Here is a 22,143-nt window from a genome sequence, read left to right on the forward strand (position 1 = left end):
GGAAAAGCTTTATTTTAAATTTTGCAGTGTTTTAACTTTTTATTTACGTCTTATTTGTATAATGTAAGGAGCAGAGAAGGTCCGGAAATTACCGGCGTTAAAAAAAATTTGGGACGGCCGTCATATATTTGGAGAAAACAAGCTAATTCCAGCGTATACCTGTATAATAGAAGAGATGCTTGGACGAGAGCTTCCCGTGTATGCCGGCGTGCTCCCGCAATTCATTCCATTGATTGGAAAGTAGCAGGTGAACTTATGCGAAAGAAAAGAGTTCTGCTGTTTTCGGAAGGCTTCGGCACAGGCCATACTGGAGCAGCCTATGCTCTGGCCGAAGGAATTAAGCTGCTGAGCCCTGATGTACAATGCCGGGTGATGGAGCTTGGGACATTCCTGAACCCCACTGTCGCCCCCTGGGTTCTTTCCGCTTACCGCAAAACAGTCAGCCGCCAGCCCAAGCTGGTGGGGATGATGTATAAGACGCAATACAACAAACCGCTGAGCCGGTTAACCAAAATGGCCTTGCACCGGGTTTTTTATTCGCATGCCATGCAGGTAATCGAGCAGCTTAAGCCTGATCTGATTATTTGTACACATCCGCTGCCCGCAGCCGTCATTTCCCGGCTCAAGCGGATGGGGCTGAATGTCCCGCTGTATACGGTCATCACAGACTATGACGCGCATGCCAGCTGGGTTAACAGTGAAGTGGACCGCTATCTGGTGTCCACCACACGGGTGAAATCGATATTAACCGGCCGGGGAATCGCTGCGGAATTGATAACAGTTACAGGTATTCCCGTGCATCCGAAATTCTGGGAACGCTATAATAAGAGCCAGCTCCGCAAGGAAATGGGGCTCGCCGATATTCCCACCGTGCTTGTTATGGGCGGCGGCTGGGGTCTCATGTTCGGCAAGGAGGTCATGCGCTCGCTGACGGCCAGAATGAATGAGGTTCAGCTCATCTTCTGCATGGGAAGCAACGACAAAGCCGTCGCCAAAATGCATGCCGACCCGCTGCTGAACCACCCCAATGTACGAATTCTCGGGTACAGCAGCGAAATCAACAAACTGATGGATGCTTCGGATCTGCTGATCACGAAGCCCGGGGGCATGACCTGCACGGAAGGCCAGGCCAAAGGCATTCCTATGCTCTTCTACAGCGCCATCCCCGGACAGGAAGAGAAGAACTGCCAATATTTCGTCGAGGTGGGCCTGGCAGAGAAGCTGGACTCCGAAGTGGTTAATAAATGGCTCACCCTTCTGCTGCGTGAATACGCGGGCCAGGCTGAGCCGCGTACCCGGCGGATTTCACCGGAACGCCATCAGCCGCACCATTGCGCGGCCACGGTGCTGGGGCTGATGGGCAAGCCGGCAGGCGGACCGCTTGAGCCTTGGACGGCGCGGCAGCAGGCCCGCAGCGATGAAGCCGTTTATGTTACGCCTTGATGTCGTAACACAAACCAAAGAACCTCCATTTCGTCACGAGACGGAATGGAGGTTTTTTCAAAAATTATTCAACACCCGCATCAATTTGCGCCATTCTACCCGCTGCATAAGCCGGTCACCCCGGCGCTCCCCTTGTATCTGCTTCTAAATCACGACGCTTTCGCCGGCTTTCAGCGCATAGCCCTGAATCCCTTCCTGCCCCAGCCGGTTGCAGAATTCCGCGCCGTCCTGGGCGATGTCCGGGAAGGTATTATAATGAAGTGGAACCACCTTCTCCGCCCGCAGCCAGCGCGCCGCCAGCAGGGCGTCGTCCGGACCCATCGTCAGCACATCTCCGATCGGCAGGGCCGCAGCGTCAATCCGGTTACGCTCCCCGATCAGCCGCATATCGCCGAACAAGGCGGTGTCTCCGGCATGATAGAGTGTTTTCCCGCCGCAGGTCAGCAGAATTCCGGCAGGCTGTCCGGCATAAATCCAGGTATCTCCTTCGGTAACCGATGAGGAGTGGAAGGCTTGGGTGTACTTCACTGTGAACCCGCCGTAGGTCCGGCTCCCGCCCGTATTCATATGCTGCACCTTCGCGCCCTTCAGCCGGCAGTATTCCGCCAGTTCATAGACGGCAAAGATCGGGCAGTCGTTGTTCCTCGCAATCTCCAGGCTATCGCCGAAATGGTCGGAATGGCCATGGGTCAGCAGCACGGCATCCACTTTAATATCTGCCGCAGAGATCCCCGAGTTCGGATTCCCGCTCAGGAAAGGGTCGATAATCACCTTTGCCTGCTCCGTTTCCACAAGCAATGCCGAGTGTCCGTAATATGTTAATTTCATCGCTACTGCGCCTCCTCAAAGTTCAGATAAATTTATTTTACCCGATATCTATCCTTGAGCCTTGCAGAAGTTCAATATTATTTATAAAACGTATGATTGCCGATCGTCTTGGCGTAAGTCCGCGAATGGTGTACCGTCAAATCTTGAGCCAGCTTCAGGGACAGGAAAAAATAGGTGTCATCCGACACTTCTTTGACCCCGGATAGCGCCGCATTGACCGCCTTAATGCTCTCTTCATTCGGTTTAACCCGGTCGATCCGCCCGTTGCCTACCGGACTAAATTGGCTTTTCTGATATATCACATCATAAACTGTGTCGGGAAAATTGGCTGACCGCAGCCGGTTCAGAACAACGTTGGCAACTGCCACTTTGCCCTTGTACGGTTCGCCTTCCGCTTCTGCCATCACGATCTTTTGCAGCAGTAGCAGGTCTTCTTCGGTTACCTTGTAGCTCCAGGTCGCTTCCGCTTGCTGATCCTGGCTTAACAGCTTGGTCCGAGAGAAGAACAATGTGGTGGGGGGGTATTGAGAAGAGGCCGTTTGTGCCTGATTAACAGTCTGACTCCCCTTGGCATCCGCCTGTTTGACCGCTTGTTTTGCGGCCGGCGGCTTCTTCATCACAGTCGCGGTTACTTTGGCGGCCTCAGTCTTGGCCGGCTTTGCCGGTGCCAGCTTGGTTGGACTGATCCATTCCGCAGTAGCTTTGCCTGCCCAGTGATCCTTCAGGCTTGCGGCTGTGGTGTAGAGTATGGGTTTAAGCTTGGTTATTGTCCTTGCTGATGAGACTGACAGAGCGGAATCCGGCGCTGAAGCTGCGGAAGCATGTCCTGTTACGACGAGCGCCTCCACTTTCCCTTTATTTGTCCCGTCGTTCAGGCCGTCCGGGTTCATTAATACTATCGCAGAGAAACACACTAAAATAACGCTCACAAGCAGCGCAATGCAGCGGTTTTGTTTAAAGATTGCCATTATTGACCTCCTAGTTTACGGCACACTCCTACTGTATGTAACCGAAAAGGGAAGCTTTGAAAACTTTCGCAGCGATTTTTTTCTTACAAAAAAGCCATTTTTTCGATCGGTACATACATAGGAATGGCATGCATTTTAGTAGCATACAACATAAAACCATCCACCGTCCAGTCCTTTTCCGAACGAATGTTCTCCATTTTATTACCCGCAGAGCCCGATTCTGCCAAAATATTCAGATTAAAGGGGCGCCCGTCCCGGTATTTCCGGGCCAACGTAATATGCGGATTATACGCTCTCGCCTCTTCCGCAAAGCCCAAGGTCTTCGTCGCGGCAACGACGCTTTGCTGGAGCGTCCGCAACTGGTCAAGCTCACCGGAAACCCCGGCCCATAGCACTCTCGGCCGGTTCTCCGCACCGAATATTCCCCAGCGGTCCAGCTTCAGCGTGAACGGACGCTGTCCAGACGCCGCCTGCCGCAAAGCTTCCCGCAGTGCCGGTATCCGCTCTGCCGGAGTATCGCCCAGAAATTGGAGGGTAATATGATAATCCTGAAAATGTGTCCATTTTGCAAACTTAGCCTTGGAAGATGCTTCCGCACCCGCTTTTTCCAGCTGCTCACTAAGGGGTTCCGGAAGCTTAACCGCTATAAACAGGCGCTCCGTCCGCTGAACGTTACCTTTATACTCCATCATGGTTTCACCTTTTCGCTCAGATTTGTTATCCTTATTCTGCATGATTTCATTCTACACAATTCGCCACCGATTCAGAAATTGTATCACGGGAGGGAACCGTCATGACGAAATCCATTGTTTGTTTGCAGCCGCTGTCATCCCGCCAGCAGGAGCTTATCCGTGCAGCCGCCCCGGGTTATACGCTGACCCTGGACGATGCCAAGCATCCTGATTCCGAGTTACTTAAACAGGCTGAAATTGTAATCGGCTGGAGCAAAAAAGGCGCCGACGCGCTGCTCGCTCCTGATTCTTCGCTCCGCTGGGTGCAGACCTGGTCGGCCGGAGTAGAGAAGCTGCCGCTTGAGCGTCTCGAAGAGCGCGGGATCGCGCTGACTAACGCGAGCGGTGTCCATGCCGAGCCGATCACCGCGGTCATCTTCAGCTTTATGCTGCTGTTCACCCGCAGCATGCACACCGCGCTGCGCAACCAGCAGCAGCGGATCTGGCAGCCGGACCTGAAGCTGACCGAGCTGACCGGCAAGACGGCCGTGATTTGCGGTACCGGCTCTATCGGGACGGAAACGGCCCGGATCGCCAAGGCGTTCCGGATGAAGACGCTGGGCATCAGCCGATCCGGCAAGCCGGTGGACGGCTTTGACCGGGTCTGCAAGACTGGAGAGCTGGAGCAGGTCGCAGGTGAAGCCGATTTTGTCATCAACACACTGCCGCTGACCGATGAGACCCGGGGCTTGTTCGGGGAAGCCGTCTTCTCCGCCTGCAAAGAAGGAGCCTATTACATTAATATCGGCCGCGGAGCGACCACCGATACGGAAGCGCTGATCGCCGCACTCAACAGCGGCAGGCTGGCCGGAGCGGGACTCGATGTCTTTGAGACCGAGCCGTTGCCGGAGGACCACCCCCTCTGGTCTATGGAGCAGGTAATCATCACCCCCCACTGTGCGGGCTCTACGGACCGGTACGGCGACCGGATTATCGAAATTTTTAATGAGAATATGAAATCTTATCTGGAGGAAGGCGCCCCTTCGCGCAACGTAGTGGATTATGCGCGCCAATATTGATTCACAGCTCCATTTATAACCGCTTAAGACAAACAACCGGGGTCCCGCCCACATGCGGTTCCCCGGTTGTTCCTTTCTTACCTGTCCCCTGTTAAGCTCAGAGCTCCGGGGCTGCGGTAAGCGTCACCTCCTGCAAATACAGCATGGCGTTCCCTTCCCCGCCGGCAATATCTTCGATCAGGAGGCCTATGCTGAGCACACTGGCAAGGTCCACCCCTTCCGCTGCAGCCGCCGCAGGCAGCACAATCGACAATGTCGTGTAGCCGCTGGAGTCAATCTCGACCGGCTGGCCGCTGTCGCTCCATTTCCACCCGGCCGTCTTGATGAACAGGCGGGCCTTGGCTGATCCGCCGGACAGCTTGACCTTGGCGCTCAAGGTCTCCAGCCCGCTGAGATTCAGCCCGGAAGGGTACACGCCCAGCTCAAACGAACCGCTGGCCTTCAGCTCGAACGGCACGGCTGCCGCCTGTTCCCCGGCGGCGAATTCCACCGTTCCGGCATTGGCGCTGCTGCCGTTCTCCGCCTTCCAGCCGAGTATATCTTCTTCATTCTTGAACTGGTACAGAACGCCCGGCTCATGCGGCTGAGGCCCTTCGTTCCCTCCGGATACTTCCGGCAGCGCAGGATCATATACCGCCTTTATATCATCGAAATATAGCGTTCCCTCATGCGGCTGCCCATCCATGGCATTGACATACAGCTTAAAGCTCTGGACCTTCGCCAGCTTCTCCTGCGTCAGCGGGCCGCTGGCCCCCCAGCCCATTTCCTTCAAGTCCTTCAGGGCGAGCACGATCCGACCCTCGCTATCGGGGGCAACCTCCGGGTAAGCCTCCAGATAAATTCCGTCAATGACGAGCTGCACTACCAGCTTAAGCGGCGCTCCCGTTTCCGCATAGCTTCCGCTGCCTTCGGAGGCAATCCACATGCTGACGGCGTTGTAATCCGACCAGTCGAGGGAACCGAGATTCTTGCCGATTCCCGCATAGCCGGCCGCAGCCAGGCTGTAATCCAGCTTCAGGCCATACTTGCCGCCGGACTTGCGCTCAGAACTCAGGCTCACCGTAATATCGTCGCCGCCGGCCTTCGGATATTTAGCCTGCAGCGCGTCGGCGCTTGCCCCGTAGCTCTCGAAATCATCGACCAGCGCCTGGTCCGCCGCCGGCGTGGTGTACACATTATACAATTCAAGATTGTCTACATAGACAGGCAACTCGCCTGCTGAAGTCAGGCCGCTGCCTACAATCGAGACTGCCAGCCCCTTCGCGGCTGCCGTCAAGGCGGGATCGCTGAGCTCAATATCTGCTGTGTACCGGTAATACTCGGTGCCTGAAACGTCAAGCATCTCTAGCTCGGACAGCTTCTTGTAGCTGGATTCCATGCCGTATTTGGTATTCCAGTCATCCGGCAGCTGCACAACAGTCCGCAGAGCGGCGCTGCCTTCCGCATTAGAAGCCTGTACGGGAATCAGCACATCCAGCTTCACCCGCCCCGCCTTGGCCAGATCGATGCCCTGCAGCGCTTCCGGTGTAAGCTGCAGCTTCAGCTCCTGCCAGGTATCTGCGGCATCCAGACCGGCGGTAACATGAATATCCAGCTTGCCGTCCCCGCCGACTTCGGCATGTTTCAGCTCAGTCTTAATGGTATCGCCGTCGCCGGCGAGGCCGGACCAGGTCCCGTTATTTTGGACCAGCCGCAGCGTTTCCGCACTATCAAACCCCAGTTTCAGCAGCGGCACTTCGCTGATCCTTACAAATACAGTGACCTTGCTGTTCAGCACGTTCTCTCCTGTGATGTAGGCCTTTACGGTGATTTCTGCCGAGGAGCCGTTCATTTCGGCTTCGGGTTTCCAGACCGCCGAATAATACCCGTCGGCACCGAGTGTCATCCCGGTCTCCGCCTCAGAGCCATTGATGCTGAACACAACCTTGTCCGGGGCTGCCCCGCTGACCTTGGCGCGGATAACCGTCTCCGCCGAAGTCACAGTACCGATATCCGTTGGCGTCACGATGTGCAGCAATGGTTCCTTGGCAGCTGCACTAACCTTACGGTCGTATTTGTTATCTTCCTTCACCTCAGCGGCGAAGGCAGTATATGAATCTTTATAGAAATTTATAAAGTCCGGCACCAGCTCATGGTCCGCTTTATCCGGCACATTCTTATAAGGCACATACAAATTGTTGCCTTCCCCGAAGTTCGCCCAGGTCAGCATATAGGAGATTCGCGCCGCATCGGGGTCGGCTTTGATGGCGTTCAGTACTTTGGTGAACCATTCAAGCTCGTTGTTGCCGGAGGTCTTCATACCGGCTGCGCTGTAGCCGTATTCCGACAGCGTGACAATCTTCCCTTTGGCCACGGCAAGCTTGGAGATCATCTTCAGGTCCTTTACCAGCCCGTCGAGGAAGGCTTGCGTTCCGGCATTGTCTTTGCTGTCATATTGGTCCATGCCGAGAATGTCCACGAAGGCGTCGCCCGGATAGGTGGTCAAATAGTCACTTTCATTGCCGCCAAACGACCCGTTTGGAGAAAAAACATACAGGAAATTGTGCACGCCTTTGGTATCGCGCAGATATTCTACCGTATAGCGGTAGAGCTCGGCGTATTCGCTTTTGGTGGTAGTTCCCGCTCCCCACCAGAACCAGCTGCCGTTCTGTTCATGGAACGGGCGGAACAATACGGGAATCAGCTGGCCGCTGTCATCCTGCAGATGATTTGCGAAATCGGCAATCCGGTCCAGGTAGGCATTGAACTCGGCGTTCTTATCACCGCCCGGCAGAATCCGCGTTACGACCGAGGCCGTCGCCCCCTTAGTATTGCTGGTATCGTTGAAGCTGCCGCCAGTCGCAAAATTATAAGGATGGGTGCTCAGCGTCACAATGCCGCCAAGCTCATACGCTTCCTTCATCGCTGCGCTCAGTCCCTTGCGGCTGGCTTCATAGTCCCCCGATACCCCGGGAGGCGTTTCATAACCGTCCAGACTGAGGGTATCCCAGCCGAATACGGCCGGATAATCCCCGGTTACGCTGTAGACATCGGAAATCACCTTACCGTCCTTGTCCTTGCCGGAGATCGATACCGTCGTATCATGCTGATGCCCGAACATAATCTGCTTGCCGCTCTGTTCTTTCAAATAGACCAGCAGTGACCGGGTAGCTGCGGTCGCCTCCGGATCCGTAATATTTACGGTGACATTGTCCGTTGGCCCGCCGTTTCCGCCTCCGCCGTTCCCGCCCCCGTTATTGCCGGTGGCGGCTGGTGTTCCGGTCGAAGAGCCGGCAACGGCTCCATTCTTCACCGCATACACGCCGGCCATCAGCGCCTGGCCGTTCAGCGTGACCGGCGCTGTCTTGACCTCCAGCCGGGTGATCTGGCCTTTCCCGGTAATCACTGTACCGGCCGCCTCTGCGGCAACAGTCAAATCACCGATGGCGGACCCCTCACTGAGTTCAAGACTAGAAGCGCTTACAAGATGAAGCCGGGCAATGCTCGTCGTGCCCTCCAGGACCAGCCGGACCTGACCTTCCGGGCGGTTCACCTGCACCTGTGCCAGCTTGGAGTCCTGCAAATGCACGGAATTGCCGCCTCCGCCCTGCACGTAGACGGTACCCGTCACACCTACGCGGGCCAGTGAGGCATCGCCGTCCCCAATGCCCGGAGCCAGATACAAATTGCCGGATACCGAGCCGTCCTGCAGTGTTGCTCCACTGCGGACTATCAATACATTGCCGGCAATCTCTCCGGCAGTATAGGTTCCGGGCTGGTTATAGTAGCGGCTGGTCAGTCTGTCCAGCAGGCTTACCAATTCTGCACGGACAATGTGCTTCTGCGGACGGAAGCTGCCGTCCGGATACCCTTTCAGCATTCCCGACAATGCCTGGACCGCCTCCTCTGCATAAACACTGATCGCCGGGCTGTCCGTGTAACCAGCCTTGCCTGCTCCGGCTTCCGTCTGCAGCGAGTAGACTGCAGCCAGAAGTACAGCGGCATCTTCCCGGGTTACCGGTGTATCCGCTTTCGCAAGATTGCCGGGGTAGCCCTTGTAGTAGCCGGCTTGCTTGGCTGCAGCCAGGTCCTTCGCATACCAGGCATCCTGAGGCACATCGGCGAAAGGTTCTCCGGCAGGAAGACTGAAGCCGAACAGCCTGTTGATGACAGCAGTCAGTTCCGCACGGGTAACTGCGCGGTCCGGCTTAAAGGAACCGTCCGGATAGCCGCGGACAACTCCGTATCCCTGCCACCTCGCTGCGGCCTCCTGGGCCCAGTGGCCTTTAAGATCACTGCGGTACGGAACGGCAGCCCAGGCAGGGGACGCCATAGAAACTATGATGACACCGATCAGCAGCAGCATCAAGCTTGATTTAAATCGTTTCAATATACTTGCCTCCTTTAAGTTGTAAGGGTTTTCATTATGTTGCGAGCAATATGGCTGTTACCGACCTCCCATCACCAGTATCCAGCTAATAATTTCAGGATTATATTAGCATTAAGTTATAACAAATTCAATAACATAAATAAATTAAAAACCTAAATATTCATTTATAAAAATTCAACTCATTGCAGAAATCCAGCTAAACTCTTGAATTATCAGACTTTTCATTCGTTGTTTACAATAAAACTTCATCTGATTAACCCTTTAATTAAAATAACAAAATAATAACAAATTCCAAATTCAAGACCAGAATTCTAATTTGAAGCCTGTTTTTCCAAACCAGGAACCAGAAAAAAAACAGACCGAACCCTCATGAGGGTCCGGTCTGCTTGCTGAAAGCTTTAATCCAGATCGTATATAGAGCCCACTTTCAGGCCATACAGCTCATTGTAGATTTTCTCGGCAAAGGCGTCAGTCATACCGGCGATATAGTCAATCACCATATGCTCCCAGGTCCAGATCGGCTTCGGCTTCCGCTGGTCTTTCTCATAGCGCTGCAGCCAGTCGCTCGGGATAATCGCCTTGGACGTTTCGGGATCCAGGAATGCCGCCCACAGCCGCCGCAAAATCCATTCGCTCCGCTTCTGCAGCCGCTGAACGCGCAGGTCGCGGATCATTGTCACCCAGGCGAAGCTTTTGAGCACACTGACGGTCCGCAGCATGTCTTCATCCTCCTGCCCGTCCTTGACGAAGGTGACCTTCTTCCAGTCCCCGTCCTCGATGACGCCGAGACTGGCGACAAAGGTGCTGACCCAATAGGCCTTCACCTCCCGGCGGGTGCGGGAATAATCATGCTCGCAGGTCGGCATTTTCTCCTTCCATACCTTCAGGAACGAGCTCAGCACTTCGCGGACCTTAGGCCTGATCGCCTCCGGCATCCAGCCCTTCCAGAAGAAGTCCTCCAGCGTGGTGATCTTCTCCACGATCAGCCGCTCGGTATGGGCATCATGCATGAAATGCTCATGCACCTCAATTTTGCCGGCCTTGATGCCGTCCTCCAGATCGTGGGCTGAGTAGGCGATATCGTCGCACAAGTCCATCAGCTGGGCCTCCAGCGTCTTTTTGCCGTCCGGTATCCCCCAGTCCTTGCGGATCTCGGAAATATACTCCCATTCATGGAGATACATGCCTTTCTTAAGCACCGTTCCCGGGAACGGATATTTGTTAATCCCCAGCAGCACCGCATCGGAAAGATTAAGCCCGTCGATATTCTCCCGCTTCTCCAGAAACATGATCAGACGGAAATTGTGGGCGTTGCCTTCAAAATGCTCATACTGCCGCTTCAGGCTCTCCTGAATCGTCAGCTTCTGGACCGGACCCGCGCCCGACTTCAGCGCTTCCTCTTCCGCCCTCTTCGCAATCAGCTGCTCCAGGATATTGTCCAGCACCTCTTCGCCTTTATGGCCAAACGGAGGATGGCCGAAATCATGGGCAATCGCCGCACATTCCACCACCTCCGGATCAATGACCAGCCCGGGATTATCCGCCTGTCCCGTCTCCACTTCCGGGTAAGCACGCAGCAGGCTCTTGGCCGCCTCGCGGGCGATTTGCGCCACCTCCAGCGAGTGGGTGAGCCTTGTCCGGTAATAGTCGCCGGTGCCTGCGCCGAACACCTGGGATTTGCCCTGCAGCCGGCGGAAGGTCGGCGAATGGATCAGGCGCGAATAGTCGCGCTCGTAGACGGCTCTTGAGGTTTCCTGGCGGGTAATCTCCGGATATTGCCGGTGTTCTCTTTTATCGCTTAGCGTCATTTCCGCCACCCCTGTCTTCAGTCGCTTTTGTATTTAGTATCTCATTATAAGCCATTTTCAGGCTGACCGAAACGGTTGAATATTTGCAGCCGATCCTGGCGCATCCTAATGCGAAGCGGCTCAAATCCACTACATCAGGAAACGTCTGGAGTGAACTTATCGCATGAATGCAGGCTGGAGAGTTGCAACGCTAATGCTGGCAGTATACTGCGGGCTGGCTGGCGGCGGATGGGCAGGCCGTGTACAGGCTGACCCGGCGGTGAAGAACCGCACTTATTTTGAGCAGCGGGGAGAGATGATCTGGGAGGTTGCCACCGATCAGAAGGTAATTGCACTGACCTTCGACGACGGGCCTGATCCGGCGGAAACCGGGCAGATTCTGGACGTGCTGCGTAAGTTCAACGCCAAATGCACGTTTTTTGCCATCGGTAAACGGCTCGCGGAATATCCGGATATCGCCCGGCGCGTGGCCCAAGAGGGGCATGAGCTGGCGAACCATACGTATAACCATGTGTACTTTAAGCCCCCGATCTCCAAAAAGCAGGTGGCCGAGGAGCTGGTGCTGACCGAGAATGAAATTGTCAAAATCACCGGCAGGCACAGCCGCCTGTTCCGGCCTCCAGGCGGAATGTACGACGAGACGCTGGTAGAGATCTCGAATACGCTGGGGCTGAAGCCGGTGCTCTGGTCCTGGCATCAGGATACGCGCGACTGGAACCGCCCGGGCGTATGGAATATCTCCCAGAAGGTAATCCGCAACGCCCGCAGCGGCGACATCGTCCTGTTCCACGACCATGTCTACGGGGAGTCGCAGACGCGGGAAGCCTTGACCATTATTCTGCCGGAGCTGGCCAAGCAAGGCTACCGCTTCGTCACCGTCTCGGAGCTGATCGGTCTTTCCGAGACCCAGCAGGCCAAGAACCGCCGAAACCTCGCGTTCTGACCGTTATTACACATGCCTCCCCTGCCCTGCCGATTGCGCGGGATTCCAAAATAGGGTAGTCTTGAGCTATGCTCGGGGTTCGACAGGAAGAACCGCCGCAGTTCACTCTTTAGGAGGCAATACCATGTCCGAGAACACTTCCTACACTACCGAGGAAATCGCCCGGCTGCTGAAGATTTCGAAGCTGAAGGTCTATGATCTGATTAAAAAAGGCGAGCTGCCCTCTTACCGCGTCGGCAAGCAAATGCGTGTCGACGCCTCCGATCTGGAGCTATATAAACAAAATTCACGGAGCGGCAGCTCCGGCGCTTTGCCGCCGGCAGCCCCGGGGGCGGTGAACGCCGCTCCGCCGGCTGGTGTTCCGTTTGTACCGCCGGCGGCATTTGTCATCCCGCCCCATCTGGCCCAGGCAGCGCCGCTCAAACCCGCCGGCGTCAATGTCGTGATCACCGGCCAGGATATGTCGCTGGATATCCTGGCGACTTATCTGGAACGGAGCCAGCCTGCCATCCGGCCGCTGCGCTCCTATGCCGGCAGTCTCGACAGTCTGATTGCCATGTATAACGGCGAATCAGATATTGTGAGCACCCATCTGCTGGATGGTGACACCGGTGAATACAATCTGCCTTATATCCGCAAGATACTGGTCGGCTTCGATTATATCGTAGTGCACCTGCTGGCGCGCAGTGCCGGGCTGTATGTACAAGCCGGCAATCCCAAGGGCATTGCCGGCTGGTCCGACCTGCAGAAGCCGGGAATCACGCTGATAAACCGGGAGCGGGGCGCCGGCGCGCGCGTGCTGCTGGACGAGCAGCTTCGCCTGCTCGGCATCCGCCCGGCAGCCATCCAGGGCTATGCCCGCGAAGAGAACAGCCACCTGGCCGTGGCCGGCGTGGTGGCGCGCGGCGAAGCCGATGTGGGCGTGGGCACAGAGAAGGCGGCCCGGATTGTCGGCGGCGTACAATTCCTTCCGCTCATCCAGGAGCGCTACGACCTGGTTATGGTCAAGAAGCCGGAGCATGGGCAGTGGATCGGCGCAGTACTTGACATTCTGCGCTCACCGGCTTTCAAGAATGAGCTGAGCTCCATCCATGGGTATGATCTGACCGATACCGGCCGGATTATTTATGAGACCTGAACGGCTGCTTCGGCTGCCTTGAACAGCAAACAACCTCCGGGCATCCGCCGCCCGGAGGTTGTTGTCATTTCAGTCATCCGCTACCATCTGCGGTTTACGAACATCAGCATGACGGCGGATATGGCGATAATCGCTACGACCCACAGCCAAGCCAGTGTCATATCCCCGCCGTCCACAGCGACATAGATTGCCGTCGGCACCGTCTGCGTCCGGCCGGGAATATTGCCGGCAACCATAATCGTCGCCCCGAACTCGCCCAGCCCGCGGGCGAAGCCCAGCACATAGCCCGCCGCCAGCGAGCGGGCGGCCAGCGGAAGCGTCACGTAACGCAGCACCTGCCATTCGTTCGCTCCCTGGGCCCGCGCCGAATCCTCGAGCTCCTTCTCTACACCCTCAAAGCCTGCCTTGACCGTCCGGTAGACCAGCGGAAAAGCCACAACCACCGCGGCAATGACGGCCGCGCCCCAGGTGAACAGAATCGGCTGCTCGGTGAACTGCTCGTATAATTTGCCGATCCAGCTTCTCCGTCCCAAAACGACCAGCAGCACAAAGCCCACCACGGTCGGCGGCAGCACGAGCGGCAGCAGCAGGACCGTCTCTACGAGGCTATGCCCCGGGAACTTCCGTCCGGCCATCGCTTTGGCAGCCAGTGTTGCCAGAATAAACACAATGATGCTGGTGATCACGGTAATCTTGAGCGATAGCCAGACCGGGGCGAAAAAGTCTTGCCAGTTAATCTCCATTGCTTTCCCCGCCAATCTTTTATTCTAGGAGTGCATTAATTGGCAAGCTTGAACCCGTAGCCCGTAAACACATCGCCGGACGCTTTGGTCTGCACATAGTTATAGAATGCCTTGGCTTCCTTCTGATGATCGGATTCTTTAATGATGCCCACCGGATAATTAATCGCTTTATGGGCATGCGCTCCTACAGTAAGCACAATCTTCACCTTGCCGGAAGTCAAGGCATCCGTCTTGTAGACAAAACCGGCGTCGGCATTGCCCGTTTCCACATAAGACAGCACCTGGCGGACATCCTTGGCGAATACAAGCTTGCTCTGCAGTGTATCCCATACCTTCTTGTAGGTCAGGGCTTGCTGCGCATACTGCCCTGCCGGAACGGATTCCGGTTGGCCTACAGCTACTTTCTTAAAGGCTTTATCCGTCAGCTCTGTAATCGCCGTAATGGTTGTTTTGGAATTCGCAGGCGCCACAAGCACTAACTGGTTCTTGAGCAGTTCCGTATGATCCCCGATCAGACCGGCATCCACCAGCGCGTTCATCTGCTTGTCGCCCGCAGAGAAGAACAGATCAGCCGGCGCACCTTGTTCGATTTGCTTCTGCAGCGTTCCCGAAGCTCCGTAGTTAAACACCAGATCGATGTCCGGATGCTGCTTCTCATACTGCACGGCAATCTTGTCGAGGCTGTCTTGCAGGCTCGCCGCCGCCGACACGATGATCTCCGTCTTCTTGGCCGCTTCCGCCGGCTTCTGTTCAGGCAGCAACGTTAATCCCCCGATGAGCACTGCGAACGCTACAGCAACAGCCGCCAATTTCTTGAACATATCCATTCCTCCAATTATGTATCTTTATTTGGAGCTATTCTAGCATATTCAGTAATACAATTCTATATCTTTAGTTATGTTTGTTTATAATTAGTTATTATTAGTATATTATATTGTCACATTCACGATAGCCGGGTCACATGTTTACCCCAAATCAAAAGCCCTCCGGCCGGATGGACCCGAAGGGCAAGCACAGTGCATTCAATTTTTCATCCGCGGATCCAGCACATCCCTCAGGCCGTCTCCCATCAGATTAAAGCCAAGCACGGTAAGCATGATGGACAAACCCGGAAAGATGACCGTCCAGGGAGCCTTCTGGATAAACTGGCGCGAGTCCGAGAGCATCTTACCCCATTCCGGATCGGGCGGCTGGGCGCCCAACCCGAGAAACCCGAGTGCGGCCGCTTCAATAATTGCCGTGGCAATCCCCAGTGTGCCTTGCACAATGATTGGAGTCAGGCTGTTCGGCAGAATATGGGTAAAGAGAATCCGCGAATTCTTCATCCCGATAGCCCGCGCAGCCGTGATATATTCCTCCGATTTCAGGGACAGCACTTTGGCCCGCACCAGGCGGCCGTAAGTCGGAATATTGACAATGGCGATTGCCAGCAAGGCATTGCGGAGCGAGGGACCCAGGATAGCCACAACGGCAATAGCCAGCAGGATGCTGGGAAAAGCAAGTAAAATATCAAAGCAGCGCGAAACCAGCATATCGATCCACCGGCCGTAAAATCCGGCGAGCACCCCCAGCAAAGTGCCGATGATAATCGAGCCGATGACGGAAAAGAACCCGACCCACAGCGAAATGCGCGCCCCGTATAAGATCCGCGTAAACATGTCTCTGCCGAGGTCGTCGGTGCCGAACCAATGGGCTGCGGACGGAGGCTTCAGCCGGTTGACCAGCTCCTGCTCTTTGTAGCCGTAGGGTGCAATAACCGGAGCGAGCAGCGCCACCAGCACAAAAAATACAATAATAAACAGGCCCAGCATAGCCGTCTTGTTCTTGCGGAACGCTCTCCAGGCTTCGCCCCAGGGTCCGGATACCTTCTCTGCGGGTACATTCGGGGGCGTAAGGTTTACGGTTGCTTGTCCCATAGATTCACCCCTTATTGTAATTGATGCGCGGATCAACCGCCGCATAGAGCAGGTCCACCAGCAGGTTAATGAGGACGAAGATGAAGGCGATAATGAGAATACCGCTTTGAATGACCGGATAATCCCGCGAACTGATTGCTTCATATATATACCGCCCTACGCCGGGCCACGCAAAGATCGTTTCGGTCAGCACTGCGCCTCCGAGAAGCGAGCCTGTCTGTAGCCCTACAACGGTCAAGACCGGAATCAGCGAGTTCTTGAGCGCATGCTTGTATACGACCAGGAACTGGGACATTCCCTTCGCTTTGGCGGTACGGATGTAGTCAGAGCTCATCACCTCCAGCATGCTGGAGCGGGTCATGCGGGCGATAATCGCCATCGGAATGGTGCCGAGGGCAATACTGGGCAGAATCAGATGCTTAATCACCGTCCACAGCTGGTCCCAGCGCCCGGCAAGCATCGTGTCGATGACATACAGATTCGTGATGCTCTCCACCGGATCGCGCTGATCCATTCTGCCGATGGACGGCAGCCAGTGCAGTTTGAGCGCGAAGAGCAGCTGTTCCATCAGCCCCAGCCAGAAGATCGGCATCGAGACACCGATCAGCGCGATAATCATCGCCATGTAATCAAACCACGAATTCTGCTTCCAGGCACTTATAATCCCCGCGTTCACACCAACAAAGGTGGCGAACAGCATACTGGCCGCGGTCAGCTCCAGCGTAGCCGCCAGATACGGCACAATCTCCTCGGCAATCGGCGTCTTGGTACGGATAGACGTTCCGAGATCGCCTTGCAGCAAATCCCCCATGTAGTTAAAATATTGCTGCAGCCAAGGCTGGTCCAGGCCGAGCTGCTGCCGCAGCGCCTCCTTGGACTGTTCCGTAGCCTTCTGGCCCAGGATTGTTTCCGCCGGATCTCCGGGAATGGCGTGGATAATGGAAAAGACGATCAGCGTCATTCCGATCAGGACGGGAATGAGTACCGTGATCCGTTTAAACAGGTAGGAATTCAAGTCGGCTCACCTTCCAGCGGCCAAGGCAGGCCGCCCGCCCCGCCCCGGCGGCTGCGGACGGCCTGCAAAGCCGTACTATTCGAAGTATATTTCGCTGTAATACTCCGTACCCGTCGGCCCCGGGACGTAGCCTTTCAGATTGGCTTTGGCAGCCAGCAGCGGCGTCGTATGCACCAGCGGAATCCACGGGGCATCGGCTTTGATGATCTCCTGGGCTTGCTTGTAGAGGTCGGAGCGCTTGGCCTGGTCCGTCTCCTTCTGCGCATTGATCAGAACGGTATGCAGCTCTTCATTGACATAGAAGCTGCGGTTATTTCCCGGGATGGCATCCTTGTCCAGCAGTGTATAGAGGAAGTTGTCCGGGTCGCCGTTGTCCCCGGTCCAGCCGAGCATATAAATATCGTCCTTCTCGCCGGCTTTGGTATCATCGAGATAAGTCGCCCACTCCGGCGATTCAATCGCCGTCTTTACCCCGATTTTTTCCCAGTCGGCTTGGATAGCCTCGGCAACCTTTTTGCCGTCAGGCATATAAGGCCGGGATACCGGCATCGCGTAGAGCGTGACTGTCTCCGGCAGACCGTCCGGATATCCGGCTTCGGCCAGCAGCGCTTTCGCCTTTTCCAGATCGTATTCATAATCCTGGACGGCGTCGTTGTATCCCCACAGCGAAGGCGGCATCGGATTCACGGCGGGAGTCGCCTGGCCGGAGAAGAAAGCTTCGATAATGGCTTGTTTGTTCACGGCATGATTCAGCGCCTGTCTAACTTTCACGTCATCAAACGGCTTCTTGTTGAAGTTAAAGCCAAGGTAGGCCACATTAAACGGCGGCCGTTCAATCTTCTGCAGTTCACTGTTGCCCTCGAGCGTGGACAGATCATCCGGGCTCAAATCCTCCATCAGATCAATCTCCCCGTTCTGCAGTGCGTTGAAGCGGGCCGAGTTGTCCGGGATGGAGCGGACGATTACTTTATTCAGCTTCGGCAAGCCTTCTTTCCAATATCCCGTGTTCTTCTCCAGCGTAATGGAATCGTTGTGCTTCCATTCCTTAAAGACGAACGGTCCCGTGCCAACAGGCTCATTCTTGAAATTCTCCTTCTTCTCCTTGATGGCGGCAGGGCTGGCGATGCCGAATGAAGTCATCGCGACGTTCTGCAGGAACGGTGCCTGCGGCTGGTTCAGCACAAATTGCACCGTGGTCTCGTCAACCGCCTTCACTTCCTTGATGACACGGCTGCCGTCCGGCCCGAACATGGAATCGTAGTAATCGAAGGAATCGCCCTCGAATTTGTACTCGCTGGCCGGATCACTCCAGCGCGTGTAATTGAAGACTACAGCCTCTGCGTTGAGATCGGTGCCGTCATGGAATTTCACTCCCGGATGCAGCTTGAAGGTGTAAGTCAGGCCGTCTGCGGATACTTCCCAGCTGTCGGCAAGAGATGCCTGTACTTCCGAGGTGCCCGGCTTGTACTCCAGGAGAGAGTCAAATACCTGATGCGCAATTTTCAGCGATTCCCCGTCAGTGACGATGGCCGGATCAAGCGAAGCGGAGTCGCCGCCGCGACCTACAATTAATGTATCCTGCGCATCGTTCGCCGCTTCCGGCGAGCCTTCGGGAGCCGCAGTTGCCCCGGTGTTCGTTCCGGCTGTCGCTTCCGTATTCGCATTGTTGCCGTTGTTTCCGCAGCCGCTTAAAGCCATTGCTGCTCCCAGTGTCAACACCAGTGCCAGATTACCCCATTTTCTCATCACCATAGGAAACTCCCTTCTCCCATTAAAAGTGGTAAAGCGTCTATATGGAGCTGTGCCAAAGCACAGCCATATACCTCTCCTTCGCATATGCAGTTCCGCAGGTGTCTTAGTTCCGGGTTTGGCTTACAGGGGTTAAAGCGGTATACAAATGACATGCGGTAAAATGACCGCCATCCGTCTCCAGGAGCGGAGGTCTGACATTGCGGCAGACCTCCATCACCCGGGGACACCGCGTATGAAAAGCGCAGCCGACCGGCGCATTCGCCGGACTCGGCACCTCCCCCCGCAGAATGATCCGCTCCTTGCGGATGTTCGGGTCGGGTTCGGGAACAGCCGACAGCAGCGCCTGTGTATACGGATGCTGCGGCGTTACGTATAGCTGCCGCTTGCTTGTGACCTCGACGATCCGTCCCAGATACATGACGGCCACCCGGTCACAGATATGCTTCACCACACTGAGATCATGGGCGATAAATATGTAGGTCAGTCCGAATTCCGACTGCAGATCCTGCAGCAGGTTGATTACCTGCGACTGGATCGATACATCCAGCGCCGAGACCGGTTCATCGGCGACAATCAGCTTCGGCTGCAGCGCCAGTGCCCTGGCAATCCCAATCCGCTGCCGCTGGCCGCCGGAGAACTGGTGCGGATAGCGCTGGAGATGCGACTTCGCCAGCCCGACTACATCCGCCAGCCGCTCCACGGCCGCCCGGCGCTGCCTGGCATCGCCGGTACCGTGCACCCGCATGGGCTCTTCCAGAATCCGCCCGATGGTGTTGCGCGGATCAAGCGAGGAGAACGGGTCCTGAAAGACGATCTGCATCTCCCGGCGGCGCTTGCGCATCTCCTCCAGGGAGAGCCTGGTGATATCTTCTCCTTCGAAGCGGATCTCTCCGGCCGTCGGCTCAATCAGGCGCAGGAGCGAGCGGCCGGTCGTCGATTTACCGCAGCCGCTTTCTCCGACGAGGCCGAAGGTTTCTCCCCGGGCGACGGAGAAGGAAATATCGTCGACTGCTTTGACATAACCGCGAACCTTGTTCATGATTCCTTTGCGGATCGGATAATACTTTTTAAGACCGTGGACCTCCAGCAGCATATCGCTCATACGGCATCCTCCTGCGGACGTTCGTGCAGCCAGCAGCGGCAGCTGTGAAGCTCCTCCTGCAGCGTAAGCTCCGGCATTGAACGCAGACATACCTCCATAACATGCGGACAGCGCGGCGCAAACCGGCAGCCCTGCATCTCCTTGCTCAGCACAGGGACATGGCCGGGAATGGAATACAGCCGCTCGCGCTCTTCATTCATCCGCGGCACGGACCGGATCAGCCCCTGCGTATACGGATGCAGCGGATGATTGAATATATCCTGTACGCCGCCTTCCTCTACCACCTTGCCGGCATACATGACGGCGACCCGGTCGCACATCTCTGCGACGACACCCAGATCGTGGGTAATCAGCATCACCGCCGTCCCCTGCTCTTCGTTCAGTCTGCGGAGCAGATCAAGAATCTGCGCCTGGATGGTGACATCCAGCGCCGTTGTCGGCTCGTCAGCAATAAGCAGCTCCGGATTAAGGGAGATTGACATCGCAATCATTACCCGCTGGCGCATTCCGCCCGACAACTGGTGAGGGTACTCATCGACAATGTCCTCGGCCCGGGGAATCCCGACCTTCTGCAGCATATCAACCGCATGTGCCCGCGCTGCCTTCCGGGACATCCCCCGGTGCAACCGGACGGTCTCGACGATCTGCTGCCCCACTGTGAACAGCGGATTGAGCGAAGTCATCGGTTCCTGAAAAATCATCGAAACCGAGTTGCCTCTAATGCCGCGCATTTCCTTCTCCTTCAGCGGAACAAGGTCTTTGCCCTTCAGCAGAATCCGTCCGCCGACGATCCGGCCCGGGGGACTCGGCACCAGCTTCAGCACAGACAAGGAAGTGACGCTTTTGCCGCAGCCGGATTCACCGACCACTCCCAGCACTTCTCCGGAATGCACCACCAAATCGACGCCGTCCACGGCCGGTACCTCGCCACGGTCAGTAAAAAAATGGGTATGCAAATCTTCAATTCTCAGAATAGGCTGTCTCATGCCAAAGCCTCTTTTCCGCTTAAATTGAACAAAGGTCAAATGCAAGAATCAAAAAACTCCCGTGAGGCAGAATGCATAACTTAAAACTGACATTGCACAGGAGGTTTCAGGGTTATTTCAACATGATTGTTATTTAATGTATAACATTACTATATATCTCCCTATCAGACAAGCAAAATTTGCCATAAAATCTAACCCGATTGGTATTAAGGGAATAGAGTTCAACAGGCCAGGTTCTACACCGGTTATTTATACAGCTGCAGCCACTTATCCAACTGATTCTTCAGCCAATCCCGATAATGGGCCGGTTCCAGAATTTCCGCCTCTTCGGCAAACTCCATCACCCAGCGGACCACGCTGATGTCTTCTCCCGGGCCTACTCTGAAATAAAGGCAAGACTGTTCCAGGTCCAGCCGGTTTGGCTGCACGGGAGAGCCTCCCTGCATCACCCAATCCATTGCCCGCTCTGAAAAGCGCACCTTGAAGTCAATCTGTACACTGTCCTGCTCAAGGCGCCATTTGTGCTCCATAAAAGCCTGCAGGTCAAAGGGCTTGCGGACAAACCGTCGGGGAAGTACGGCCACACTGGAGAAGCCGCTGATGTGAAAAGCCCGGAGCGTCTTAAATCGGTGGCAATAGCCGATTAAATGATAACGGTTCTCCAAGGGAATGAGACAATAAGGATCGATTAAAATGCCGGTTTCCTCGGCTGCGTTCTCACAGTAATCCGCCCGGACGCTTCTCTGTTTCATGACGGAAGATATGATCTCGGTTAGACCGGGCAACGGCTCCGCCTGCAAGCTCCCCCACTCCTTCCGCGACAGACCGGTTTCTTTTTTTACACTTTCCATGTTCTCTTCCCTCTCCGTTTTATGCTTATATTCAGCCGCCAGTATTTTTTCATAGGCGCTCTCAAAGTCTGGAGGCAATAGCGGCTTAATTTCCTTCATAATCCCGCGGAGCTGTGAAAATGCCGAAGCTTCCTCTTCCGAAAAATCCAAAGGGTAAAGTGCAAAATTTCCGATAAAAGCATATCCCTTTCCATGCCCGAGATGGGTTATAGGGATATGCATCGCACTGAGCGCATCCATATCCCGGTAAATCGTTCGTTCGCTGCTGCCGCAGCGCTCCGCTAGTTCGCGGGCCAGAATACCCGGTTTGGCTTGCACCAGCGTTATTATACGCATTAGCCGGATTAATCGGTCTGTCATCTTCAGTTCCCCTTGATTTATGGTAAAATAGACCCATTATTTTAAATAAATTAGTTATATTTATCTATGATCAGTGATTACATAACCGAAATACCAAAATATAATAGAACTATTTTACTATATTACCACGATTATATATTACATTAGCTGTTAACAAAGTCCGATATGATA

Annotated in this window: 17 protein-coding genes; 4 read left to right on the forward strand and 13 right to left on the reverse strand. The window is 55.3% G+C overall.

Annotation, left to right across the window (positions count from 1 at the left end; genetic code table 11):
- Window positions 1–255 precede the first annotated feature (255 nt).
- On the forward strand, window positions 256–1,443 hold the full coding sequence (locus F1381_RS01935; RefSeq protein WP_151733133.1) for an MGDG synthase family glycosyltransferase: 1,188 nt from the start codon (window positions 256–258) through the stop codon (window positions 1,441–1,443).
- A gap of 144 nt (window positions 1,444–1,587) precedes the next feature.
- Here the strand turns inward: F1381_RS01935 and F1381_RS01940 are convergent, their stop codons facing one another.
- The 3 genes from F1381_RS01940 to thpR form a co-directional block, all read right to left on the reverse strand.
- A complete protein-coding gene (locus F1381_RS01940) occupies window positions 1,588–2,271 on the reverse strand; it encodes a metal-dependent hydrolase (RefSeq protein WP_151733134.1) in 684 nt (227 codons plus the stop codon).
- Window positions 2,272–2,348: 77 nt separating this feature from the next.
- On the reverse strand, window positions 2,349–3,239 hold the full coding sequence (locus F1381_RS01945; RefSeq protein ID WP_151733135.1) for a cell wall hydrolase: 891 nt from the start codon (window positions 3,237–3,239) through the stop codon (window positions 2,349–2,351).
- Window positions 3,240–3,322: 83 nt separating this feature from the next.
- Window positions 3,323–3,928 carry an RNA 2',3'-cyclic phosphodiesterase gene (thpR, locus tag F1381_RS01950; protein ID WP_187355144.1) on the reverse strand — a complete coding sequence of 202 codons (606 nt, stop codon included), beginning with the start codon at window positions 3,926–3,928 and terminating at the stop codon, window positions 3,323–3,325.
- Between the two features lie 104 nt (window positions 3,929–4,032).
- On the opposite strand from thpR, the gene F1381_RS01955 reads away from it, so the two are divergent.
- Window positions 4,033–4,989 (forward strand): D-2-hydroxyacid dehydrogenase, encoded by a 957-nt coding sequence (locus F1381_RS01955; RefSeq protein WP_151733137.1) that lies wholly within the window; start codon window positions 4,033–4,035, stop codon window positions 4,987–4,989.
- A 97-nt stretch (window positions 4,990–5,086) separates the two neighbouring features.
- Here F1381_RS01955 and F1381_RS01960 read toward each other — a convergent pair whose 3' ends face one another.
- Together F1381_RS01960 and F1381_RS01965 are read right to left on the reverse strand one after the other, a co-directional pair.
- Window positions 5,087–9,358, reverse strand: a complete 4,272-nt coding sequence (locus F1381_RS01960; protein WP_151733138.1) for a glycosyl hydrolase — start codon at window positions 9,356–9,358, stop codon at window positions 5,087–5,089.
- 398 nt (window positions 9,359–9,756) lie between these two features.
- The gene (locus tag F1381_RS01965) at window positions 9,757–11,166 is read right to left on the reverse strand and encodes a deoxyguanosinetriphosphate triphosphohydrolase family protein (RefSeq protein WP_151733139.1); all 1,410 of its coding nucleotides are present in this window, start codon (window positions 11,164–11,166) and stop codon (window positions 9,757–9,759) included.
- 193 nt (window positions 11,167–11,359) lie between these two features.
- On the opposite strand from F1381_RS01965, the gene F1381_RS01970 reads away from it, so the two are divergent.
- Both F1381_RS01970 and F1381_RS01975 read left to right on the forward strand, forming a co-directional pair.
- The gene (locus F1381_RS01970; protein ID WP_246187868.1) at window positions 11,360–12,109 is read left to right on the forward strand and encodes a polysaccharide deacetylase family protein; all 750 of its coding nucleotides are present in this window, start codon (window positions 11,360–11,362) and stop codon (window positions 12,107–12,109) included.
- A gap of 124 nt (window positions 12,110–12,233) precedes the next feature.
- Window positions 12,234–13,247, forward strand: coding sequence for a substrate-binding domain-containing protein (locus tag F1381_RS01975; RefSeq protein ID WP_151733141.1), 1,014 nt, complete (start codon window positions 12,234–12,236; stop codon window positions 13,245–13,247).
- An 80-nt stretch (window positions 13,248–13,327) separates the two neighbouring features.
- On the opposite strand, the gene modB is transcribed toward F1381_RS01975, so the two are convergent.
- The 8 genes from modB to F1381_RS02015 form a co-directional block, all read right to left on the reverse strand.
- Window positions 13,328–13,990, reverse strand: coding sequence for a molybdate ABC transporter permease subunit (gene modB, locus F1381_RS01980; protein ID WP_151733142.1), 663 nt, complete (start codon window positions 13,988–13,990; stop codon window positions 13,328–13,330).
- 35 nt (window positions 13,991–14,025) lie between these two features.
- A complete protein-coding gene (gene modA, locus F1381_RS01985; protein ID WP_151733143.1) occupies window positions 14,026–14,811 on the reverse strand; it encodes a molybdate ABC transporter substrate-binding protein in 786 nt (261 codons plus the stop codon).
- 201 nt (window positions 14,812–15,012) lie between these two features.
- A complete protein-coding gene (gene nikC / locus F1381_RS01990) occupies window positions 15,013–15,906 on the reverse strand; it encodes a nickel transporter permease (protein WP_151733144.1) in 894 nt (297 codons plus the stop codon).
- 4 nt (window positions 15,907–15,910) lie between these two features.
- Window positions 15,911–16,921, reverse strand: coding sequence for an ABC transporter permease (locus F1381_RS01995; protein WP_151733145.1), 1,011 nt, complete (start codon window positions 16,919–16,921; stop codon window positions 15,911–15,913).
- A gap of 75 nt (window positions 16,922–16,996) precedes the next feature.
- Window positions 16,997–18,673: an ABC transporter substrate-binding protein gene (locus tag F1381_RS02000; protein ID WP_151733146.1), complete on the reverse strand. Its 1,677-nt coding sequence runs from the start codon at window positions 18,671–18,673 to the stop codon at window positions 16,997–16,999.
- A gap of 103 nt (window positions 18,674–18,776) precedes the next feature.
- A complete protein-coding gene (locus F1381_RS02005) occupies window positions 18,777–19,775 on the reverse strand; it encodes an ABC transporter ATP-binding protein (RefSeq protein WP_151733147.1) in 999 nt (332 codons plus the stop codon).
- Entirely contained in the window at window positions 19,772–20,761 is a 990-nt protein-coding gene (locus F1381_RS02010; RefSeq protein WP_151733148.1) for an ABC transporter ATP-binding protein, read from the reverse strand. The genes F1381_RS02005 and F1381_RS02010 overlap by 4 nt, the downstream gene beginning before the upstream one ends.
- A 245-nt stretch (window positions 20,762–21,006) precedes the next feature.
- On the reverse strand, window positions 21,007–21,972 hold the full coding sequence (locus F1381_RS02015; RefSeq protein WP_151733149.1) for a helix-turn-helix transcriptional regulator: 966 nt from the start codon (window positions 21,970–21,972) through the stop codon (window positions 21,007–21,009).
- Window positions 21,973–22,143: the final 171 nt, after the last annotated feature.

The sequence above is a fragment of the Paenibacillus tengchongensis genome, from assembly GCF_008973665.1.
Classification (GTDB): domain Bacteria; phylum Bacillota; class Bacilli; order Paenibacillales; family Paenibacillaceae; genus Paenibacillus_AQ; species Paenibacillus_AQ tengchongensis.